Below are 20,355 nucleotides of genomic sequence, written 5' to 3'. Positions count from 1 at the left end.
GGAGATCGAGGTGCGCCGGTGATCCGGGTGGTGCTGGCCGACGACGAGGCCATGATCAGAGTGGGTGTGCGGTCGATCCTGACCACCGACCCGGAGATCGAGGTGGTGGCCGAGGCCGCCGACGGCCACGAGGCGATCGAGATGGTCCGCGCGCACCGGCCCGACATCGCGCTGCTCGACATCCGCATGCCCCGGCTCGACGGCCTCGCGGCCGTCGCCGAGCTGCGCGCCGCCGCTCCCGAAGTCGCGGTCGTCATGCTGACCACGTTCGACGAGGACGAGTACGTCTCCCGGGCGCTCGCCGAGGGCGCCGCCGGGTTCCTGCTCAAGGCCGCCGACCCGCGCGAGCTGATCATCGGGGTGCGGGCGGTCGCCGGGGGCGCGGCGTACCTGTCGCCGAGGATCGCGCAGAAGGTCATCACCCGGCTGGGCGGCGGCCGGCTCGCCAGAGCGGACACCGCACGCAGACAGGTCGAGATGCTGACCCCGCGGGAACGCGAGGTGCTCGCCCTCGTCGGCCGCGGCTTGTCCAACCAGGACATCGGCCGCGAACTCTTCCTCTCCGAGGGCACCGTCAAGTCCCACGTCAGCGCGATCCTGCTGCGGCTCGGCCTGAACAACCGCGTCCAGGCCGCGATCGTCGCCTACGAGGCCGGCCTGGCCTACTCCGATTCCTGAGCGCTTCAGAGGTCGTGTCCCGGCTGCGGCAGGTTGCCTCATCACCCGGATGAGGCATCGTCATCCGGCGAAGCGCGTGGTCTCCGGCCGGGGCGCGGCGGATTCGGCCCGCCGTACGGCGGCGGCCCTGGCGGCGAGGAGCACGGACAGGGCCTCGCAGTCGTCCGGGGTGAGCGGCGCGAAGGGGAGCAGGTAGAGACTGCCTCCCGGGCCGTCCACGAGCTCGACCGGCAGCGGGCGTGTGGACACCCCGGTCGGCGCGGTGATGGTCGGCGCGGTGATGGTGGGCGCGGTGATGGTGGGCGCGGTGATGGTGGGCGCGGTGATGGTGGGCGCGGTGATGGTGGGCGCGGTGATGGTGGGCGCGGTGATGGTGGGCGCGGTGATGGTGGGCGCGGTGATGGTGGGCGCGGTGATGGTGGGCGCGGTGATGGTCGGCGCGGTGATGGTCATGATGAGTGCGATTCTTTCGTACGCGACCGACATTCCCCGCCCCCGGCGACGGCCGATAGGCCCGGCGACGGGCGATGATCGCTGCCATGATGTCCGGCAGTAGATGAAAGAGGTCACCTTGTCTGACATCGACGTGAAATTCGGCTGGTTATCCGGTTACGGGCCGCTGGGCTCCGTATTCGGGGTGTCGTTCGTCCGCGGGCTCGCGCCCCGGGAGGTGCTCGTCCGCCTGGGTGTGGACGAGAGCACCATCGACGAGATGACGTTCGAGGAGCTGGACGAGAACGCGGCGGAGTGCCTGGAGGTCTCGGACGGCATGGACGCCGCCTGGGCCGGCGCCGTGCGGTCGGGCGACTGGACCGTGCTCGTCGAGCCCGGCGGGTGGCGTGTCGTCGCCGAGGAGGGCGTGCTCGAGCGCGTCTCGCGGGAGACCGAGGTAGTGGCGGTCAGCAGGCACGACTACGCCTCCGACGACTTCATCCACGCGATCGACGGTCAGGTGATCACACAGTTCCAGCCCCTGGCGCCGCACCTGCGCTCCGGTGAGGACCCCGACCGGTGGATCGGCGCGATGCGCGACGTGGGGCTCGGCCGGACCGGCTTCGACGATCCCATGCCGCAGGCTCCGATCGCCGCCGCGTTCGCTCTGGCGGGCGTCATCACCGGTGTGGACCTGTCCCCCGCCCTGCTGGAGATGACGTTCCTGGCGGGCACGACGAACCCCGACGACTGAGCCCGGCGACTGAGCCCCGGGCGGGGCGTCAGGGGACGAAGCGGTAGCCCATGCCCGGCTCGGTGATCAGGTGGACGGGGTGAGCGGGCTCCTTCTCCAGCTTGCGCCGCAGCTGGGCCATGTACTGCCGCAGGTAGTGCGTCTCCTTGACGTACCGCACGCCCCAAACCTCGCTCAGCAACTGCCGCTGGCCGACCAGCTTCCCCGGACTGCGGACGAGGAGTTCGAGGATGTGCCACTCGGTCGGAGTCAGCCGTACGTCGCCGGAGACGGTCTTGCCGGCCAGGTCGACCAGGTGCTCCCCGATCCGTACGCGGGCGGGCTCGGTCTCCCGGACGCCGGTGCGCCGGGTCACCGCGCGCACGCGGGCGAGCAGTTCGTCCACGCCGAAGGGCTTGGTGACGTAGTCGTCCGCCCCGGCGTCCAGCGCCTCAATCTTGTCCTGGTTGCCGGTGCGCCCCGACAGGACGATGATCGGCACGCTGCTCCAGCCGCGTACGCCGTGGATGACCTCGACTCCGTCCATGTCGGGCAGCCCGAGGTCCAGCACGATCAGGTCGGGACGCCGGTCGGCGGCCTCGCGCAACGCGGACCCGCCGTCCGCCGCGACGGTGACCTCGTAGCCGCGCGCGGCCAGGTTGATCCGCAGCGCGCGCAGGATCTGCGGCTCGTCGTCGACGACGAGGACCCGGCTCACGGCGCCGCACCGCCGAGACCGAGGGAACCACCGAGACCAAGGGAACCGCCGCGATCCAGGGAACCGCCGAGTTCCGCCGGGAGCTCGGGCCCGTCGCCGGTGTGCACGGCGACGGGCAGGGTGAGAACCATGGTGAGTCCTCCCCCGGGCGTCTCGTCGGGTGTCAACTCTCCTCCCATCGCCTCCGTGAGCCCGCGCGCCAGGGCCAGGCCCAGCCCGACCCCGCTGTGGTTGTCCCTGTCCCCCAGCCGCTGGAAGGGCAGGAAGATCTGGTCGTAGGCGTCGCGCGGCACGCCGGGACCACGGTCGATTATCCGGATCTCGGCCCGCTCGCCGTACCTGCTCGCGGTCACAAGCACGCTCGCCCCCGCGGGGGTGTAGCGGACGGCGTTGGCCACGACGTTGGCGAGCACCCGCTCCAGCAGCGCCGGATCGGCGACGACCTCGGGCAGGTCGGGCGGTATGTCGATCTTCACCTCGGCGGCGAGCGGCCCGAGGTCGTCGACCGCCCTCGGCACGATCTCCTCGACGGCGACCGGCTGGGCGGCCACGCCCAGCACGCCGGCCTGCAGGCGGCTCATGTCGAGCAGGTTCGCCACCAGGCGGTCGAGCGTGGCCAGCGACTCGTCCGCGGTCTCCAGCAGCTCCGCGCGGTCCCGCGCGGACCATTCGACGTCGGTGGCGCGCAGGCTCTCCACCGCGGCCTTCGCCGCGGCGAGCGGGGTACGCAGGTCGTGGCTGACCGCGGCGAGCAGCGCGGTGCGCATCCTGTCGGCCTCCGCGAGCGGCCTTGCCTGCTCGGCCTTCTCCTTCAGCCGTTCCTGCCGCAGGGCGACGGCCACCTGCGCGGCGAACGCCTCGATCACGCGGCGGTCCGAGGCGTCGAGCAGCCGGCCGCGCGCGGCGAGCACGAGGCCGCCGTCGTTGTCGTCGTCGTTGTCGCCGTCGATGTCCACGTCGGTGTCGGCGGCGCCGGGGCAGCAGCAGGGCTCTCCCCCCGAGGTGGCGACGATCCGCCAGGTGGCGGGGTCGGACCGGTCGTCAGGTCCCTGCCCCGCCTCGGGCCGCCGTTCGAGCAGGGTGACCGAGACCAGGCCGAACGTCTCCCGCGTACGCGCCAGCAGGGAGGGCACGGCGGCCTCGCCGCGCAGCACGTGCCCGGCGAGCGCGGACAGGACCTCGGCGTCCGCCCCGGCGCGGGCCGCCTCCCTCGTACGGCGGGCCGCCACGTCCACGATCATGCTGACCGCCGCCGCGACGAACACGAAGACGACCAGGGCGAGGAGGTTCTCCGGATTGGCGATCGTCAGCGTGTGCAGCGGCGGGGTGAAGAAGTAGTTCAGCAGCAGGGAACCGGCGACGGCCGTCGTGATCGCCGGCCACATGCCGCCGATCAGCGCCACGCCCACGACGGTGCTCAGGAACAGCAGGATGACGCTCGGCAGCGCCGGCGTGCCCCGGGAGGGGAGCAGCGCCGCGGTGAGCAGCGGCAGGCCGCCGGCGGCGACGGCCCATCCCGCCAGCCTGCGCCTCCGGGTGAGCGCCGCCCTCGACCGTTGCGGGCGCTCCCGGCCCTTCTTGACGTGTTCATGGGTGATCATGTGGACGTCGATCGAGCCGGACATCGCGGTCGTCTCGACACCCACGCCCCTGCTGAAGATCTGGGCGATCCTCCCTCTCCGGGACGCCCCGAGCACGAGCTGGGTGGCGTTGACCCCCCGCGCGAACTCCAGCAGCGCCCGGGGGACGTCGTCGCCCACGACCTGGTGGTAGGTGCCGCCCATGCTCTCCACGAGGGCGCGCTGCCGGGCCAGCAGCGCGGGATCGCCCCCCGCCAGTCCGTCGGCCCGGGTCACGTGCACGGCCAGCAAACCGGCGCCCTTCGTCCTGTCGGCGATGCGGGCCGCCCGCCGCACCAGCGTGTCGCCCTCGGGCCCGCCGGTCAGCGCGACCACGACCCGCTCGCGCGCCTCCCACGTGTCGGCGATGCCGTGCTCGGCGCGGTAGCGGTCGAGCTGCTCGTCCACCTCGTCGGCGAGCCACAGCAGGGCCAGCTCGCGCAGCGCCGTGAGGTTGCCGACGCGGAAGTAGTTCGCGAGCGCGGCGTCCACCTTCTCCGGCGCGTACACGTTGCCGTGCGCGAGCCGCCGCCGCAGCGCCTCCGGGGTCATGTCGACCAGCTCGACCTGGTCGGCCCGCCGTACGACCTCGTCGGGCACGGTCTCGCGCTGGGGGATGCCGGTGATGTGCCGGACGACGTCGTTGACCGACTCCAGGTGCTGGATGTTCACCGTGGAGATCACGTCGATTCCGGCGTCGAGGAGCTCGTCGACGTCCTGCCAGCGCTTGGCGTTGCGGGAACCCGGCACGTTGGTGTGCGCCAGCTCGTCGACCAGGGCGACCCGCGGCCGCCGGGCGATGACCGCGTCGACGTCCAGCTCGGTGAAGGCCGCACCCCGGTGCGTCAGGGTCCTGCGGGGGACGGCCTCCAGTCCTTCGAGCAGCTGTGCGGTGCGTACGCGGCCGTGGGTCTCCACCAGGCCGACCACCACGTCCGTGCCCCGCTCCCTGCGGCGGTGCCCCTCGCAGAGCATCGCGTACGTCTTGCCGACCCCGGGTGCCGCGCCGAGGTAGATCCGCAGCCGCCCGCGTGGCATCGCCGCTCACCTCTCCCTGTCGAGGGCCAGATTGAGCTCCAGCACGTTCACCGCGGGCTCTCCCAGGAAGCCGAGGGCGCGCCCGGTCGTGTGCTCCCCGATCAGTTCCCGCACCCGGTGCACGTCCATCCTCCGCTCCCCGGCCACCCGGGACGCCTGCAGCTCGGCGTACGCGACGGAGATGTGCGGGTCGAGCCCGCTGCCGCTCGCCGTCACGGCGTCCGGCGGGACGACTGCCCGGGCCTTTCCGCGGACCGGCACCGTGCGCCCTGACGAATAGTCCTCGCCCGGTCTGCCGCATTCGACCTGCACGCCCCGGTAAGTGGCGACGAACGGCGCGGCCGGGCACGCCTGGTTGACGCTGACGACCCTGGCCGGCGTGCCTACGGCGGGGAAGACCTTGAGCACCGCGCCCACGCCGTCCGCCGTGCAGTACGGCCTGGCCCCGCTGACGCCCTCCACCTCGCCGACCGCCTTCGAACGCGCGCACACCTGGGTGAGCAGGGAGACCCTGCCTTTCCGCGCGGCCTCGCCGGTTCCGTGGGGGTCGGGCAACCGGTCCACGACGTCCTGAGGGCCGAGGTTGCTCGCCCCCGAGGCCAGCGGGTCGTAGCCGGCCGTCGACGGCCGGCTCTGGAAGTAGCCCCGCGCCGGGCGGCCGTACCGGTCGGTGAAGAGCTGCCCGATCAGAGAGCTGCCCACCTCACGGCCGTCCGCGCGCACGATCGAGCCGCCGGCCCGGTGGGGGAGGACGACCTGGGCGATGCCGGTCACCAGCAGGGGATAGAAGCCGCCCAGGATCAGCGTGAAGACGGCGACGGCCCGGACCGCCGCGAGGTGCCGGCGGAGCGTGTTCGGCAGGCGTTCCATCACGTTTCCAGCCGCCTTTCCCCTCATCACGACATCCCCGGAAGGAACCGGATCAGCAGGTCGATGATCTTGATGCCGACGAAGGGCGCGACGACGCCGCCCAGGCCGTACAGGCAGAGGTTGCGGCCGAGCAGCTTCGACGCGCTGGAGGGGCGGTAGCGCACGCCCCGCAACGCGAGCGGGATCAGCGCCACGATGACCAGCGCGTTGAAGATCACCGCGGACAGGATGGCCGACTGCGGGCTGTGCAGCCGCATCACGTTGAGCGCGTCGAGGCCGGGATAGACCGCGGCGAACATGGCCGGGATGATCGCGAAATACTTCGCGATGTCGTTGGCGATCGAGAACGTGGTCAGCGCCCCACGCGTGATCAGCAACTGCTTGCCGATCTCGACGATCTCGATGAGCTTGGTCGGGTTGGAGTCGAGGTCGACCATGTTCCCGGCCTCCTTGGCCGCCGAGGTGCCGGTGTTCATCGCCACCCCCACGTCGGCCTGCGCCAGCGCCGGTGCGTCGTTGGTGCCGTCCCCGGTCATCGCGACCAGCCGCCCGCCCTCCTGCTCCTTGCGGATGAGCGCCAGCTTGTCCTCGGGCGTCGCCTCGGCCAGGAAGTCGTCGACCCCGGCCTCACGGGCGATGGCCCCGGCGGTCATCGGGTTGTCTCCCGTGATCATCACGGTGCGGATGCCCATCCGGCGCATCGCGTCGAACCGCTCCCGCATGCCCTGTTTGACCACGTCCTTGAGGTGGATCACTCCGAGCACCCTGGCTCTGCCACCGCTGATCTCGCCGACGACGAGAGGCGTGCCGCCGGAGGCGGAGATGCCGTCCACCAGGTGCCCGACGTGGCCGGTGGGATGGCCGCCGTTGTCACGCACCCACTTCATCACCGAGGTCGCGGCGCCCTTGCGGACCTGCCGCCCGTCCACGTTGACCCCCGACATGCGGGTCTGGGCGGTGAAGGCGATCCACTCCGCGTGGGCCAGCTCACCCGCCCGGCGTTCGCGCAGGTCGTAGGCCTGCTTGGCATGGACGACGATCGAACGCCCCTCGGGGGTCTCGTCGGCGAGGCTCGCCAGCTGGGCCGCCTCGGCCAGGTCGAGCTCGCAGACGTCCTCGACCGGGACGAACTCCGACGCCTGCCGGTTGCCCAGGGTGATCGTGCCGGTCTTGTCGAGAAGCAGGGTCGTGACGTCACCGGCCGCCTCCACCGCCCGCCCGCTCATCGCCAGCACGTTGCGCTGCACCAGGCGGTCCATGCCGGCGATGCCGATGGCCGACAGCAACGCGCCGATCGTGGTCGGGATCAGGCAGACCAGCAGCGACACGAGCACCACCCCGCTCACCCCGTCGGCGCCGAGCGCGGACGTGTCCGGTACGCCGGGGTTGATCGCCTTGGAGTAGATCGCGAGCGGCTGCATGGTCACCGTGGCGACCAGGAAGATCACCGTCAGCGCGGCCAGCAGGATGTTCAGCGCGATCTCGTTGGGCGTCTTCTGCCGGTTCGCCCCCTCCACCAGGGCGATCATCCGGTCGATGAAGCTCTCCCCGGGTTTCTGAGTGATCCGTACGACGATCCGGTCGGACAGCACCTTCGTGCCGCCGGTGACGGCGGACCTGTCGCCGCCGGACTCGCGGATCACCGGCGCCGACTCACCCGTGATCGCCGACTCGTCCACACTGGCGATGCCCTCGACCACGTCGCCGTCGCCCGGGACGACCTCTCCGGCCTCGACGACCACATGGTCGCCCTGGCGCAGCTCCTGGGCGCCGACGACCTCCCATCGCGTGGGGTCGCGCGGCTCCGGCAGCCGCCGGGCCACGGTGTCGCGTTTGGCCGCCCGCAGCGTGGCGGCCTGGGCCTTGCCCCGGCCCTCGGCCACCGCCTCGGCCAGGGTGGCGAACAGCACGGTCAGCCACAGCCAGACCGTGATCGCCCAGGCGAACGCCGAAGGGGTCGCGATCGCCAGGCCCGTGGTGAGGACCGCGCCGATCTCGACGACGAACATGACCGGGCTGCGCCACAGCGTCGCCGGGTTCAGCTTGTGTACGGCGCCGGGAAGCGACCGCACGATCTGCCGGGGATCGAGCAGACCTCCGCCGATCCTGGGGCCGATCCTGGGGCCGATCCTGCCGCCGTTTTCCCGGCTCGCGCGCTGTGATGACGCCGGCATGGCTAGGAGAGTCCTTCCGCGAGCGGCGCGAGCGCCAGGGCCGGCAGGAACGTGAGCGCGACGAGGACGACCGTGACTCCGGCCACCATCCCGACGAACTGGGGGCGGTGCGTGGGCAGCGTTCCGGCGGAGAACGGCACCGGCGCCTGCCGGGCCAGCGATCCGGCCAGGGCGAGGATGAAGACGATCGGGAGGAACCGGCCGAAGGCCATGCACAGGCCGAGCGCGACGCACCACCAGGGCGTGCCCGCCGAGATCCCGGCGAACGCCGAGCCGTTGTTGTTGGCCGCGCTGGTGAACGCGTAGAGGACCTCCGACAGCCCGTGCGGGCCGCCGTTCAGCATGGCGGCGGGACCGGCCCGATTGCCCATCGCCGCGGCCGTGCCCGCGAGCACGAGGGCCGGGGTGACCAGGAAGTAGAGCGAGGCCAGCTTGATCTCGCGCGAGCCGATCTTCTTGCCCAGGTACTCCGGCGTGCGGCCCACCATCAGACCGGCGACGAAGACGGTGATCACCGCCAGCACCAGGATGCCGTACAGGCCGGAACCCGCGCCGCCGGGCGCGACCTCGCCCAGCATCATGTTGACCATCGTCATCATGCCGCCGAGCGGCGTGAAGGAGTCGTGCGCGGAGTCGGCCGCGCCGGTCGAGGTCAGGGTGGTGGCGGCGGCGAACGTCGCGGAGCCGGGCACGCCGATGCGGACCTCCTTGCCCTCCAGGGCCGCCCCGGCGGCGCGGGGGACCGCGGCGGCGCCGGAGACCTCGAAGACGTTCGTCAGCAGCACGCTCACCAGGGCGATCACCGCCATGACGGCGAGGATCGCGTGTCCCTGCCGCACCTGGCCGACCATCCGCCCGAAGGTGCGCGGCAGCGCGACCGGGATCGCCAGGAGCAGGACGATCTCCAGCCAGTTCGTCCACCCGGACGGGTTCTCGAAGGGATGGGCGGAGTTGGCGTTGAAGAAGCCGCCGCCGTTGGTGCCGAGCTCCTTGACGGCCTCCTGGCTCGCCACCGGGCCCCCGGTGATCGCCTGGGTGCCGCCGGTCAGCGTCGTCACCTCGTGCGGCGCCGTGAGGCTCTGGACCACACCCCCGGCGACCAGGACCAACGCGGCGACGAACGCGATCGGCAGCAGGACACGGAACGTGCCGCGCACGAGGTCCACCCAGAAGTTGCCGACGGTGTCGGCCTGCCTGCGGGCGAAGCCCCGCACGAGCGCGACGGCCACGGCCATGCCGGCCGCCGCCGACGTGAAGTTCTGCACCGTCAGGGCGGCCATCTGCACCAGGTGGCCCATGACGGTCTCTCCCGGGTACGCCTGCCAGTCGGTGTTCGTCACGAAGCTGACGGCCGTGTTCCACGCGACATGGGCGGGGACCGGGGGCCGCCCGAGGCCGAGGACCAGCTTGTCCTGAAGGCGCTGCATGCCGTACACGACCAGCACGGAGACCGCGGAGAAGGCCAGCAGGGCGCGCGCGTAGGCCGCCCAGGGCTGCTCGGCGTCGGGCCGTACGCCGATCAGGCGGTAGACGAGGCGCTCGGCCGCGCTGTGGCGGGTGCCGGTGTAGACCCGGTACATGTAGTCGCCCAGCAGCGGGTACACGACGGCGAGCACCGCGACGACGGACAGCACGAGGACGACCCCTGCCGCTGCCGCGCTCATCAGAAGCGCTCCGGGAACAGCAGGGCCGCGACCATGAAGACCAGGAGCGCCGCGGCCACCCCGAGCCCGACGGCGTTGATCAGGCTCACAGGTGCTCCACCGCCCTGATGACGAGCCCGACGATCGTGAACACCACGATCGTCAGGACGACGAAGACGACATCCGCCATCCCTGCTCCTCGGTTGTGATGACGCCCGCCGGACTACGGCGGCCTCAGCACAAGCAAAGACCTAGATCGGAGGCATTTGGCCGCTCTTGACGGCTTCCATACGGGTTTGAGCCGAGTATTGACGGCCTCTGTACGCGGACCACGCCGGGGGTTTCGGGCGTTCCCGTGCCGGAAATCAACGCGGTTCAACCGGCATGCGGCGCCCCCGATCACCTGTGCCGGCTCCGGGGAGGGGACGCGGCGTGGGCGAGGTGACCGGCCAGATCGTGGAGGTCGTCCTGAAGGCGCTGGCCGGCGGCGTCTTCGTGCTGGCCTTCGCGGCGCTGGCCGAGATGCTGACGCCGAAGCGGCTCGCCGGGGTGTTCTGCGCCGCCCCTTCGGTGGCCCTGGCCAGCCTCATCGTCACCGCCTGCATCGCCGGCGTCCCCGACGTGCTCGCCTCGGCCCGGGGCATGCAGATCGGTGCGGTCGGTTTCGCCCTCTACTGCCTGATCGCCGTCCCGCTGCTGCGCAGGTGGGGCACCTGGTGGGGGGCACTGGCCGCGCTCACCGTCTGGGGCGCCGTCGTCGCCGTGGGGTACGCGCTGGCGCCGGCGGGCCTGCTCGGCCCGCGGGCCGCGGCGGTCACCGCTCCGCCTTCCCCGCCGGCGGCGGGCCTGCCGTGAGCGCCCGTCGTGACGAGGACCGGCCTCCCGGCGGCGACCCGCCTCCCGGGGGCAAGCGGTCCTCCGGTGGCAACCGGCCTTCCGGGGGCAACCGGCCTCCTGCTTACGGCGACGGCCGGAAGGTGCGGCTACGGCTCAGCGAGCTCAGGCGAACCCCCAGGCGCGACTGGGCGTTGCGCTTCGCCTTCGGCGCCGGAGTGTCGGCGCTCGCCGGTGTGGTGTCCGTGCTGGCCGGCCCGCGCGCCGGCGGGCTCTTCCTCGCGTTCCCGGCGATCCTGCTGGCGAGCGTCACTCTCGTCGCCAAGGAGGAGGGCGATCGCCAGGCCGGGCAGGACGTGGGGGGCGCGACCTTCGGCGCCCTCGGCCTGATCGGTTTCGCCGTCGTCGTGGCGTTCACGGCGACCGTCTGGCCGCTGTGGCTGTCCCTCGCACTCGCCACCCTGACCTGGGCCGCCCTCTCCTTGGCCCTGTACGCCGCCCTGACCCGGCTCTGCCGCTGAGCCTGGTCACGAGCCGGCCCCCGGTCATCCCTTGGCGTTCTCCTCGGCCGCCCGGCGCGCGGCGGCCGGGTCGGGGAGGCCCTCCCCGGTCGGCTCGTAGGTGAGCAGGACCACGCCGGAGGAGAACGCCTGCGTGCCGGCGAGCCGCAGCGTGGCCGGGCCCCCGAGTCCGAACAGCCCGCCGCGCCTCAGCCCCCCGCGTCAGGCCGTCGTGGGCGCGAGCCGCCCCTGGTGCACCCCGGCGAAGAACGTGCGGCCCGCCATCGTCATGGCCGGCTGGAACTCGCTCATCAACTGGGTGCGGTAGGGCGTGTCGGCGAAGCGCGGCTCCAGCTGGAACTCGGCGGCCAGCGACCACCAGGTGACCGGAACGACGCCGGACATCGTCATGCGCTGCACCGCCGCGTCGTGCGCCTCCCTGCTGAGGCTCGCCGTGGCGTCCACCACGACGTACGCCTCGTAGCCCTCGCGCAACGCGCCCAGCGCGGTCTGCAGCACGCAGCCGTCGGTGGCGATGCCGCCGATGACCAGCCTGCGGCGGCCGGTGGCGCGAACGGCCTCGGCAAAGGCCGGATCGAGGAAGGAGTTGAACGCCGTCGTGCGCTCGATCACCGGCCGATCGCCGACGACCTCCAGCAGTTCCGAATAGAGCGGACCCGAGGGCTTGGACGCCTCGCCGTTGGTCACCACGAGGCCGCTGCCGTACAACGTGGCGGTCTTGGCGAGGCCGACGACGTTCGCAAGGTGCTCGCGCAGGTCGTGCGAGCGGAGCAGGTTGGCGAAACCGACGGCGTAGTCGACCAGGACCACGGTGGTGTCGTCGGGGGAAAGCGGGGCGAGGTTCATCGCGATCACTCCTGGTATGCGAGGCCCTAATGACCATCTGGTCAGTAATGTACGCCCGCGTCGCCGCTAATGTCCACGTGTACAGTAAGCGGCATGGTGTCTGACGCGTCACAGTCCAACGCCGCGGAACCCACGCCCGCGAGGAAGGCGGAGCCCACGCCCGCGAGGAAGCGGGTGCGCGACCCGGAGGCACGGCGAGCCGCCATCCTCGCCGCGGCGCGCTCCGTCTTCGCCGAGCGCGGGTACGCGAAGGCGACCATCAGGGAGATCGCGCAGCGGGCCGAGGTCACCCACGGGCTCGTGGTGCTGCACTTCTCGTCCAAGGAGCAGCTCTTCCTCGCCGCCGTGCCGGGGACGCGGGACCTCGCCGACAGCGTCCGGGGAGACGCCGAGGGATTGGCCGGGCGAGTCGCGCACGCCTACGTCGCCCGCATGGAGTCGGCCGACAGCGCCGATCCTTTCATCGCCCTCGTACGCAGCGCCGCCGGTGACCAGGAAGCCGCCAAGGCACTGCTGCGAGCCATGCGCGAGGAGAGCATCGCCGCCTACCGCACCGTGCTCACCGGCCCGGACGTCGCGCTGCGGGTCGACCTGCTCGGCGCGCACCTCATCGGGGTCACGTTCAGCCGGTACGTCCTGGCCGACGGACCGATCGCGGCCATGACGGCCGGCGAGCTGACCCGCTACCTCACCATGACGCTCGGCGGCATCCTGTTCGGCTCCGCCGACACGGCCCGCTCATCCTCCTGATCGGGCCGGCGACCCCGATCACCTGCCGCGAGACATGGATGTGAAGATATGATCCGTCCACTTCTGCGGAATTTGCGAGGAAAGGTCTGATTTGTCGCTCCACGCACCCCGGACCTCTCCCCGGCGGGTGACGGGCGGACGCCGATGACGGACGAGACGCTGGCGCGCCTCCAGTTCGCGACCACGGCCGGTTTCCACTGGCTGTTCGTGATGCTCACCCTCGGCCTCGCCCCGCTGATCGCGGTGACGCACACCCGGCACGCTCTCAACGGCTCACCGCTCATGGAGCGCATGACCCGGTTCTGGGGCCAGATCTACGTCGTGAACTACGTGCTGGGCATCGTCACCGGCCTGGTCATGGAGTTCCAGTTCGGACTCGCCTGGAGCGGGCTGTCGGAGTACGCGGGCAACGTCTTCGGCGCTCCCCTCGTGCTCGAGACGATCGTCGCCTTCTTCGCCGAATCGACCTTCCTCGGCATGTGGATCTTCGGCTGGGGGAAGCTGCCGAAGGCGGTGCACGTCACGCTGATCTGGCTGGTCACGCTCACCGCGTACGCCTCCGCGTACTGGATCCTGGTGGCCAACGGATTCCTGCAGCATCCGGTGGGACACGAGGTGCGCGACGGAGTGGCCCGGCTCACCGATTTCGGCGCCATGCTCACCAACCCCAACGCGATCAACGCGCTGGTCCATGCCGCCACCGCCGCCCTTATGACCGGCGGCGTCTTCATGGCGGGGGTGAGCTCCTACCACTTCCTCAAGCGCACCGCCGAGCGGGAGTTCTTCCGCGCCTCGCTGCGCCTCGGCCTGTTCGTGGCGACGCCCGCGGCGTTCGTGGCGCTCTACTACGGGTTCGTGCAGATCCCGACGCTCGTGGAGACCCAGCCGATGAAGGCGGCGAGTCTGCGGGGCCACGTCGACGACATCGGCTCCCTGAGAGTCGAGGACGTGCAGGCGCAACTGGTCCAGCGGTTCGGCGCGGGCGACTACCGGCCGCCCGCCTGGATCGCCACCGCCTTCGATGTCATGCAGGACGTCGGCTACCTGATCCTCCTGCTGATCGTCGTGGCCCTGGTGCTGCTCTACCGCGACTGGTACCTCCGGTTTCGCCCGGCGGCGTACCTGATGCTCGTCGCCGTTCCCCTGCCCTTCGTCGCCGCGCTCGGCGGATGGCTGCTGCGCGAGGTGGGGCGCCAGCCCTGGGCCGTGTACGGCGAGCTCACGACCGCCGCCGCACGGTCGCCCGTCGGCTCGATGCTGACGTCCCTCGTCCTGTTCGGCTCGGTGTTCCTCGCGCTGGCGATCGCCGACTGGGCGCTGATCATCCGGTATGCCCGCCGCGGCCCGGCCGACACCGACCTCGGCGGATCGCCTCCGGACGGGCACGCGGAGCGGCCCACCGCGTCGCTCGCCCTGTAGCCCGACCTGTCGCTCGCCCTGTAGCCCGACCTGTAGCTCGCCCTGTGCTCGACCTGCCAAGAGGAACCCGTGACTCTCGAACTCGTGTGGCCGGCCCTGCTCGGGCTGCTGCTCGCCGGTTACTTCGTCCTGGCCGGTCTGGACTACGGCGTGCAGATGCTCGTTCCCGGGCTCGGCCGTGACGACGGTGAGCGCCGGGCGCTGCTCAACGCATTCGGCCCGTTCTTCCTCGGCAACGAGGTCTGGCTGGTGGCGGTGGCGGGGGTGCTGTTCGGCGCCTTCCCCTTCCTGGAAGGGCGGCTGCTGTCCGGGATGTACTTCCTGTTCGCGGCGATCCTGGCCGGGATCGTCGCCGGCAACGCCGCCGTGCAGTTGCGCAGCCGCCACCGGGGCGCCTCGGCGCGCCGTTTCTGGGACGGGCTGATCTTCCTGGGCGGGCTGGTGCCCGCCGTGGGGTGGGGGCTCGTGACCGGCCGCCTCCTCGCGGGGGTGCCGCTGGACACCCGGAACGTCTTCTCGCTCGGGGTGGCCGACCTGCTCCACCCCTTCGTGCTGCTGTGCGGCGCCACGACCACGGCGCTGTTCCTCGCGCACGGCGCGGCCTTCCTCGCATGGCGAACCGGCGGCGGGCCGGGCGCGCGGGCGGCGAGGACCGGCGGGCGCGCCCTGCTCGTGGCGGCCGTGGCGGCCGCGGCCGTCCTGGTCACCGGGTTCCTCTCCTCGGCGCGGCACACCGTCGTCAACCCGTGGCCCGCCCTCCTGACCGGCGTGGCCCTGGTGGTCGTGCTCCTCGTGGGGGCGGCTCTGCTGCGCGCGGGCCGTACGGGCCGTGCCTTCGCCGCCACCTCGTGCGCGGCCGCCCTGCCCGTCGTCGCCCTCGGCGCGGGCCTGCGCCCCTTCGCACTGGTCTCCTCCGGCGCCCCCGGCACCGGCCTGCGGCTGGCGGAGGTGATGGCGGACGCGGGCACCCTGCGGCTTCTGACGGGCTTCGCCGCGGTCATGGTGCCGCTGATGCTCCTCGCCCAGGTGTGGAACTGGTGGCTGTTCCGCGACCGCGCGGGCCGTACGCCGACTTACTTGTAACTCCTGCTTCGAAGCTGGCGCTGCGCTGAAATATGCCCATGAATCGGGTGAGGCAGGCGACGGGGGAGATGCTCGTCTATCTTTTCGCGGCCTTCCTGATCACCGGCGGCGTCCTGGCGTTCTCCTACGTGCCGAGCGGGGAGACGGTCGCCTACACGGGCGGCTACGAGCCGCTGCGGGGCGTCCAGATGAGCGCCGCCTACCACTCGATTCTCGACATCAGCATGGACGTGCGCGGCGGCCTGCTCGCACGGCAACTTCACCATCACTGTGCGGTCCTGCTCGGCCTGGGGACCGTCGTCTGGGCCCTGCTCGGCAGGTTCCGGTACGCGCTCCCGGCGCTGGGCCTGGCCGCGGTCGCCGCAATCGGCGGCTACGGCTCCGCCGATGACCTGCTGTCCGGGACCTTCCTGGCCAGGGTGCCCATTCCCGTGTGGTACGGCCTGCACCTCGTGGCGGCGCTCGCCATCGGCGTCCTGCTGGTGGTCTCCTGCCGCAGGGAGGCCGCCCGGCAGCCCAGGACGGCCGGCTTCGTGGCGGTGACCCTCGGCCTCACCGCCATGCTGGTCTTCCTGTTGTGAGCCGGAGGACCGTCACAGCTCGACGACGACCTTGACGTCCTCCGGCCCCGCCGTGAAGGCGTCGCGGAACGACTCCAGCGGCACCCTGCGGGTGATCAGCCGGCGCAGCCACGCGCCATCGGCCCTGGCCAGGGCGTCGGCCGCGGCGGCGTAGTGGGTGAGGTTGGCGTTGACCGAGCCGATGAGCACGTCGTTCTCCAGCACGATGTCGCGGTTGAGGCTGCCCGCGTCGATCGTGATCCGGTGCCCCGCCGAGGAGACGCCGGTAAGACAGACGATGCCGTACGGAGCCGTGCCGAAGGCCACCGCGAAGATCACCGATCCGGCTCCGGTGGCCTCGATGACCACGTCGGGACGGAGTTTCGCGGCCACCTCGCCGGCGTCGCCGCTGTGGTAGACCGCGCCGAGGTCGCGCACCAGACCCGGCTTGGGGCCCTCGGTGACCCGGTCGAGGACGTGCACCTCAAGCCCGCGCTGCACGCCGAGCAGCGCGGCGAGCAGGCCGATCGGCCCGGCACCGGTGACCAGCGCGGTCTTCGGTGCGAACCAGGCCCGGGAGCCGACCTTCTCCACCTCGTCCCACGCCTTGGCCACGACGCTGGTGGGTTCGAGCAGCATTCCGACCTCGGCCAGCCCGGGGTCCAGCCTGACGGCGTAATCGGGCTCGACCACCCAGCTCTCGCCGGCGTAGCCGTCCAGCTCCTTGATGCCGCGCTCGGTGTAGCGGCCGTTGCGGCACATGTCGAACTGCCCGTGCGCGCAGGCGCCGCACGGCACCGGGTCGGGCCGCCGGACCACTCCGACCACCAGGTCACCCGGAGCGAAGCCGCTGCCGGAAGGCGCCTGCCGCACCCGGCCCAGCGATTCGTGCCCGATGACCAGGCGGTCGCGGCCGGGCGGGGCCCAGCCGTACTCCCCTGCGGCGATCTCCTTGTCGGTGCCGCACACGCCGACCGCGAGACCGTCGACGAGCAGGTCCCCGTCGCCCGGCTCGGGATCGGGGACCTCGGTGACGGCCAGGGAGCCCTTCTGCAGCGGAATGACCGTCAGAGCGCGCATCAGCGCTCACCTCCAACGTACTCGTGGCCGTGCGCGGCGTGCTCGGCCGGCCGGGCGCCGGACAGGTGACGAGCGGCGTTCACGAGCCCGACGTGGCTGAACGCCTGGGGGGTGTTGCCGAGCTGCCGCCCGGCGACGGGGTCGTACTCCTCGCTCAGCAGGCCGAGGTCGTTGCGCAGGCTCAGCAGCCGCTCGAACAGCTCATGCGCCTCCCGGCGGCGGCCGATGCCGTACAACGCGTCGGCGAGCCAGAACGTGCAGGTGACGAACGCTCCTTCCACACCGGGCAGGCCGTCGACGTTGCCGTCGGCCTGCGGCTGGTAACGCAGCAGGAACCCGTCGGAGCACAGTTCGCGCCGCACCGCCTCCACGGTACCGGCCACCCGCGGGTCGTCCCATGGCAGGAACCCCACCCGGGGGATCAGCAGCAGGGCGGCGTCCAGCCCCTGCGAGCCGTAGAACTGGGTGAACGTGCCCCGCCCGGGGTCGTAGCCGCGGTCGCACACCTCCGCGTGGATCTTGTCGCGGGTGGCGCGCCACCGGTCCACCGGCCCGTCCAGGCCGAAGCGCTCGACGGCCCGCACGGCCCGGTCCAGGCCCGCCCACGCCATGACCTTGGAATGCACGAAGTGGCGGCGGTCGCCGCGCACCTCCCACAGCCCGTTGTCCGGGTCGTCCCAGTGGCCCTCCAGGAAGTCCAGCAACGCCCGTTGCAGGTCCCATGCCGGCTCGTCGGCGTGGATGCCGGCCGTCCTTGCCAGGTGGAGCCCGTCGAGGACCTCGCCCCACACGTCGAGCTGGAACTGCCCGGACGCCGCGTTGCCGACCCGCACCGGGGCCGAGCCCTCGTAGCCGGCCAGCCAGTCGATCGTGTATTCCGGCAGGCGGCGGGTGCCGTCGATGCCGTACATGATCTGCAGGTCGGCCGGGTCTCCGGCCGCGGCCCGCAGCAGCCACTCCCGCCAGGCCTTCGCCTCGGCCACGAAGCCGGTGCCCAGCAGCGCCTGCAGCGTGAACGTCGCGTCGCGCAGCCAGCAGAACCGGTAGTCCCAGTTGCGCGGCCCGCCCGGCTGCTCCGGCAACGAGGTGGTGACCGCGGCGACGATGCCGCCGGTCGGCGCGTAGGTCAGCGCCTTCAGCACGACCAGCGACCGGCGTACGGCCTCCTCCCACCGGCCCTCGTATCGGAAGCCGCGCATCCACGACGTCCAGTACGCCTCGGTGTCGGCGAGGGCCTTGTCCGCGTCCACCGGACGCGGCCTGCGCTCGTGGGAGGGCCGGTAGGTCAGCACGAACGGCACCCGCTGCCCGGCGCTCACCTCGAACTCGGCGTAGGTGGTCATGTCCTCGCCGCGCAGCGGCACCGGTGTCGCCAGCCAGGCGGCGTCGGGACCGGCGACCGCCTCAAGCCGCCCGTCCTGCTGCCGCACCCAGGGCACGATGTGCCCGTAGTCGAACCGCAGCCGCAGCGCCATCCGCATCGGCACCCGTCCGCTGACGCCTTCCACGACCCGCACCACGTCGGCCGCCTCACCGCGTGGCGGCATTGCGTCGATCACGCGTACGGACCCCTCGGGGGTCTCCCACTCCGTCTCCAGGACGAGGGAGTCGCCGCGGTAGCGGCGGCGCGTGCAGAGCCCGCCGGCCGCGGGAGCGAGACGCCAGAACCCCGCTCGCTCGTCGCCGAGCAGGGCGGCGAAACACGCGGGAGCGTCGAACCGGGGCAGGCACAGCCAGTCGATCGACCCGTCGCGCCCCACCAGCGCGGCCGTGTGCAGGTCGCCGAGCAGCCCGTAGTCCTCGATACGCAGTGCCACGCGCTTCCGCCTCCGGGGTCGATCTCACGGACAAAGCCGCGCTACCCAGGCAAAGAAAACACATGCACTGTGCAAAGAACTGTCACCCGCCGGAGAGCGAGTCATGCGGCCTACCCACCTTTTTGTGGGTACTTGTCGGCACTGCCGCGGGCGCGTGAAGCTGGATTCCGGGCGGCCGCGGGGGCGCCCGGAACCGGAGGAGAAGGGGGTGTGCGCGGTGCGTCAGAAGACCGGCCGGGTCGCCTTCTCCCGGGCAGGCTTCTCCAGAGCAAGCTTCTCCAGGCGGCGATGTCCCCAGTCGGACAGCGGCGCCAGCGCCTCGGACAGCTCACGGCCGAACTCGGTCAGGGAGTACACGGTCTTCAGAGGGCGGCCGTCGTGCACCTCACGGTGCACCAGCCCGTCGGCCTCCATCTCCCGGAGCGTCTGAGTCAGCACCTTCTCGGTGAGGCCCGGCAGCCGCCGGACCAGCTCGCCGGGACGACGCGGAGCGGTTTCCAGAAGCCAGAGCAGGATCGTCTTCCACTTGCCGTCGATCACGGCGATCGCGGCGGTGACCCCGCAGACGTTCGGGTCTCCGGCACGGCTACGCGTCATTTTCCCATCCCGTTCAGCGTCATCGCTGTCATGCACGCAGGAGTTGAGACATGAGCCACCACGCCCCACAGTCTGCCGTCACCGTGCTCGGACTGGGGCCGATGGGCCAGGCCCTGGCCGGGGCCTTCCTGGGCGCCGGCATCCGCACCACGGTCTGGAACCGGACACCGGGCAGAGATCGGGAGTTGACCGAGCGGGGGGCGTCCGGCGCCCCCACACCGGAAGCGGCGGTCGCCGCGAGCGAGCTGACCGTGATCTGCGTGGTGAACTACGACGCGGCGGACGCCGTCCTGCGGCGCGACGCGGTCGCCGGCTCGCTGCGGGGACGCACGCTCGTGAACCTGTCCGCCGACACACCCGGCCGCGCCCGGAGCACCGCCGCCTGGGCGGCCGAGCACGGCATCGGCTACCTCGACGGCGCGATCATGACGCCGACCACGACCATCGGCACCCCGGCCGCGGCGTTCCTGCACAGCGGCCCGGAGGAGCTCTACCGGCGGCACCGGCCGGTGCTGGAGACCCTCGGCGGCACGCACACCCATCTCGGCGAGGAGATCGGCCGGGCCGCGGCCTACGACATCGCGTTGCTCGACGTCTTCTGGACCGCGATGGCAGGCTACGCGCACGCGCTGGCGGTGGCACGGGCCGAGGGGGTGACCGCCCGCGAGCTGGCGCCGTTCGCCAAGGGCATCGGCGCGATCCTTCCGCCCATCTTCGAGCAGGAGGCGGCCGAAGTGGACAGCGGCCGGTTCTCCGGCGAGGGCAACCCGATCACCTCGGCGGCCTCGTCCATGGCCCACATCGTCCACACCTCCGAGGCCCACGGCATCGACGCGAGCGTGATGCGCGCGGCCGAAGGCTGGGCCCGCCGCGTCATCGCACAGGGCCACGGCGCCGACGGGTTCGTCCGGATCACCGAGCTCCTGAAGCCCTGACGGTCCCG

Annotated in this window: 21 protein-coding genes; 10 read left to right on the top strand and 11 right to left on the bottom strand. The window is 71.9% G+C overall.

All coding sequences use genetic code 11. From position 1 onward, the window contains the following. Positions 1-18: 18 nt before the first annotated feature. Positions 19-678 (top strand): response regulator, encoded by a 660-nt coding sequence (locus ACQPZZ_RS00400; RefSeq protein WP_432927847.1) that lies wholly within the window; start codon positions 19-21, stop codon positions 676-678. A 60-nt stretch (positions 679-738) separates the two neighbouring features. Here ACQPZZ_RS00400 and ACQPZZ_RS00395 read toward each other — a convergent pair whose 3' ends face one another. Next, entirely contained in the window at positions 739-927 is a 189-nt protein-coding gene (locus ACQPZZ_RS00395) for a hypothetical protein (protein WP_432927845.1), read from the bottom strand. On the opposite strand from ACQPZZ_RS00395, the gene ACQPZZ_RS00390 reads away from it, so the two are divergent. Together ACQPZZ_RS00390 and ACQPZZ_RS00385 are read left to right on the top strand one after the other, a co-directional pair. Continuing rightward, a complete protein-coding gene (locus tag ACQPZZ_RS00390) occupies positions 920-1,234 on the top strand; it encodes a hypothetical protein (protein WP_432927843.1) in 315 nt (104 codons plus the stop codon). The two genes, ACQPZZ_RS00395 and ACQPZZ_RS00390, sit on opposite strands and share 8 nt — an antisense overlap. A gap of 15 nt (positions 1,235-1,249) precedes the next feature. Further along, positions 1,250-1,864 (top strand): DUF6461 domain-containing protein, encoded by a 615-nt coding sequence (locus tag ACQPZZ_RS00385; protein ID WP_432927841.1) that lies wholly within the window; start codon positions 1,250-1,252, stop codon positions 1,862-1,864. A gap of 28 nt (positions 1,865-1,892) precedes the next feature. Here the strand turns inward: ACQPZZ_RS00385 and ACQPZZ_RS00380 are convergent, their stop codons facing one another. From ACQPZZ_RS00380 to ACQPZZ_RS00355, 6 genes are read right to left on the bottom strand one after another with little or no spacing between them, the layout of a single operon-like run. Beyond that, complete coding sequence (locus ACQPZZ_RS00380) at positions 1,893-2,561, bottom strand: response regulator (protein WP_363635840.1); 669 nt, start codon at positions 2,559-2,561, stop codon at positions 1,893-1,895. Beyond that, entirely contained in the window at positions 2,558-5,218 is a 2,661-nt protein-coding gene (locus ACQPZZ_RS00375; protein ID WP_432927838.1) for a DUF4118 domain-containing protein, read from the bottom strand. The genes ACQPZZ_RS00380 and ACQPZZ_RS00375 overlap by 4 nt, the downstream gene beginning before the upstream one ends. Before the next feature lie 6 nt (positions 5,219-5,224). Then, entirely contained in the window at positions 5,225-6,088 is an 864-nt protein-coding gene (locus ACQPZZ_RS00370; protein WP_432927836.1) for a potassium-transporting ATPase subunit C, read from the bottom strand. 26 nt (positions 6,089-6,114) lie between these two features. Then, the gene (gene kdpB, locus ACQPZZ_RS00365; protein ID WP_432927834.1) at positions 6,115-8,262 is read right to left on the bottom strand and encodes a potassium-transporting ATPase subunit KdpB; all 2,148 of its coding nucleotides are present in this window, start codon (positions 8,260-8,262) and stop codon (positions 6,115-6,117) included. 2 nt (positions 8,263-8,264) lie between these two features. Continuing rightward, the gene (gene kdpA, locus ACQPZZ_RS00360; RefSeq protein WP_432927832.1) at positions 8,265-9,926 is read right to left on the bottom strand and encodes a potassium-transporting ATPase subunit KdpA; all 1,662 of its coding nucleotides are present in this window, start codon (positions 9,924-9,926) and stop codon (positions 8,265-8,267) included. After that, positions 9,926-10,015 carry a potassium-transporting ATPase subunit F gene (locus tag ACQPZZ_RS00355; protein WP_363635850.1) on the bottom strand — a complete coding sequence of 30 codons (90 nt, stop codon included), beginning with the start codon at positions 10,013-10,015 and terminating at the stop codon, positions 9,926-9,928. Before ACQPZZ_RS00355 ends, kdpA begins: the two co-directional genes overlap by 1 nt. Positions 10,016-10,337: 322 nt before the next feature. On the opposite strand from ACQPZZ_RS00355, the gene ACQPZZ_RS00350 reads away from it, so the two are divergent. Further along, the gene (locus ACQPZZ_RS00350) at positions 10,338-10,760 is read left to right on the top strand and encodes a hypothetical protein (protein WP_432927830.1); all 423 of its coding nucleotides are present in this window, start codon (positions 10,338-10,340) and stop codon (positions 10,758-10,760) included. Further along, positions 10,757-11,260 (top strand): DUF3147 family protein, encoded by a 504-nt coding sequence (locus ACQPZZ_RS00345; protein WP_432927828.1) that lies wholly within the window; start codon positions 10,757-10,759, stop codon positions 11,258-11,260. The genes ACQPZZ_RS00350 and ACQPZZ_RS00345 overlap by 4 nt, the downstream gene beginning before the upstream one ends. A 201-nt stretch (positions 11,261-11,461) precedes the next feature. On the opposite strand, the gene ACQPZZ_RS00340 is transcribed toward ACQPZZ_RS00345, so the two are convergent. After that, positions 11,462-12,106 (bottom strand): isochorismatase family protein, encoded by a 645-nt coding sequence (locus tag ACQPZZ_RS00340; RefSeq protein WP_432927826.1) that lies wholly within the window; start codon positions 12,104-12,106, stop codon positions 11,462-11,464. 93 nt (positions 12,107-12,199) lie between these two features. Here ACQPZZ_RS00340 and ACQPZZ_RS00335 point away from each other — a divergent pair, with 93 nt between their 5' ends. The 4 genes from ACQPZZ_RS00335 to ACQPZZ_RS00320 all read left to right on the top strand — a co-directional run bounded on the left by ACQPZZ_RS00335 (position 12,200) and on the right by ACQPZZ_RS00320 (position 15,939). Beyond that, the gene (locus ACQPZZ_RS00335; protein ID WP_432927824.1) at positions 12,200-12,856 is read left to right on the top strand and encodes a TetR family transcriptional regulator; all 657 of its coding nucleotides are present in this window, start codon (positions 12,200-12,202) and stop codon (positions 12,854-12,856) included. Positions 12,857-13,000: 144 nt separating this feature from the next. Then, on the top strand, positions 13,001-14,275 hold the full coding sequence (locus tag ACQPZZ_RS00330) for a cytochrome ubiquinol oxidase subunit I (protein WP_432927822.1): 1,275 nt from the start codon (positions 13,001-13,003) through the stop codon (positions 14,273-14,275). A gap of 69 nt (positions 14,276-14,344) precedes the next feature. Then, entirely contained in the window at positions 14,345-15,358 is a 1,014-nt protein-coding gene (gene cydB, locus ACQPZZ_RS00325) for a cytochrome d ubiquinol oxidase subunit II (RefSeq protein ID WP_432927820.1), read from the top strand. A 38-nt stretch (positions 15,359-15,396) separates the two neighbouring features. Beyond that, positions 15,397-15,939, top strand: coding sequence for a hypothetical protein (locus ACQPZZ_RS00320; RefSeq protein ID WP_432927818.1), 543 nt, complete (start codon positions 15,397-15,399; stop codon positions 15,937-15,939). A gap of 12 nt (positions 15,940-15,951) precedes the next feature. Here the strand turns inward: ACQPZZ_RS00320 and ACQPZZ_RS00315 are convergent, their stop codons facing one another. The 3 genes from ACQPZZ_RS00315 to ACQPZZ_RS00305 form a co-directional block, all read right to left on the bottom strand. After that, the gene (locus ACQPZZ_RS00315) at positions 15,952-16,998 is read right to left on the bottom strand and encodes a glucose 1-dehydrogenase (RefSeq protein WP_432927816.1); all 1,047 of its coding nucleotides are present in this window, start codon (positions 16,996-16,998) and stop codon (positions 15,952-15,954) included. Next, positions 16,998-18,809 carry a glycoside hydrolase family 15 protein gene (locus ACQPZZ_RS00310; RefSeq protein ID WP_432934695.1) on the bottom strand — a complete coding sequence of 604 codons (1,812 nt, stop codon included), beginning with the start codon at positions 18,807-18,809 and terminating at the stop codon, positions 16,998-17,000. Before ACQPZZ_RS00310 ends, ACQPZZ_RS00315 begins: the two co-directional genes overlap by 1 nt. A gap of 228 nt (positions 18,810-19,037) precedes the next feature. Next, a complete protein-coding gene (locus ACQPZZ_RS00305) occupies positions 19,038-19,412 on the bottom strand; it encodes a winged helix-turn-helix transcriptional regulator (protein WP_432927814.1) in 375 nt (124 codons plus the stop codon). A gap of 50 nt (positions 19,413-19,462) precedes the next feature. Here ACQPZZ_RS00305 and ACQPZZ_RS00300 point away from each other — a divergent pair, with 50 nt between their 5' ends. Continuing rightward, on the top strand, positions 19,463-20,347 hold the full coding sequence (locus ACQPZZ_RS00300; RefSeq protein ID WP_432927812.1) for an NAD(P)-dependent oxidoreductase: 885 nt from the start codon (positions 19,463-19,465) through the stop codon (positions 20,345-20,347). Positions 20,348-20,355: the final 8 nt, after the last annotated feature.

Origin of the sequence: Microbispora sp. CA-135349 (genome assembly GCF_050947365.1) — a bacterium.
Lineage (GTDB): Bacteria > Actinomycetota > Actinomycetes > Streptosporangiales > Streptosporangiaceae > Microbispora.
Note: the sequence above shows the minus strand (reverse complement) of the source record. Positions and strands in the feature narration are given on the sequence as shown.